2 protein-coding genes are annotated in these 595 nt (G+C 58.7%); both read left to right on the top strand.

Annotation, left to right across the window (positions count from 1 at the left end; translation table 11 throughout):
* A partial coding sequence (locus AC07VR_RS31625; RefSeq protein WP_495013646.1) for a carbon starvation CstA family protein occupies positions 1-456 on the top strand: 456 nt, incomplete at its 5' end.
* 14 nt (positions 457-470) lie between these two features.
* The coding region (locus AC07VR_RS31620; RefSeq protein ID WP_495013647.1) for a YbdD/YjiX family protein at positions 471-595 on the top strand (125 nt) is incomplete at its 3' end.

Below are 595 nucleotides of genomic sequence, written 5' to 3'. Positions count from 1 at the left end.
CCGCTGGGTGGCATCAACACCTTGTGGCCGCTGTTCGGTATCTCCAACCAGATGCTGGCCGGTATCGCGCTGATGCTGGCGACTGTCGTACTGATCAAGATGAAACGCCAGCGCTACATCTGGGTGACCTTGCTGCCGGCCGTCTGGCTGCTGATCTGCACCACCACCGCAGGCTTCATCAAGCTGTTCGACGCCAACCCGGCGATCGGTTTCCTGGCGCTGGCCAGGAAGTACAGCGATGCGCTGGCCAACGGTCAGATCCTCGCCCCGGCCAAGGACATCACCCAGATGCAACATGTGATCTACAACGCTTACACCAATGCAACACTGACGGCGCTGTTCCTGCTCGTGGTATTCAGCATCCTGTTCTTTGCGCTCAAGGTCGGTGTCGCCGCCTGGGGCAGCAAAGAACGGACGGATAAAGAAGCGCCATTTCAGGCTTTGCCGGACGCTTGATCAAGGAGTGCACCATGTTCAATGACCTGAGTCGCCTCGGTAAATACCTCGGTCAGGCCGCACGCCTGATGGTCGGCATGCCCGACTACGACACCTACGTCGAGCATATGCAAACCAAACACCCGGACAAGCCGGTGAT

This window comes from Pseudomonas sp. GW821-FHT02H09, from assembly GCF_059421425.1.
Note: the sequence above shows the minus strand (reverse complement) of the source record. Positions and strands in the feature narration are given on the sequence as shown.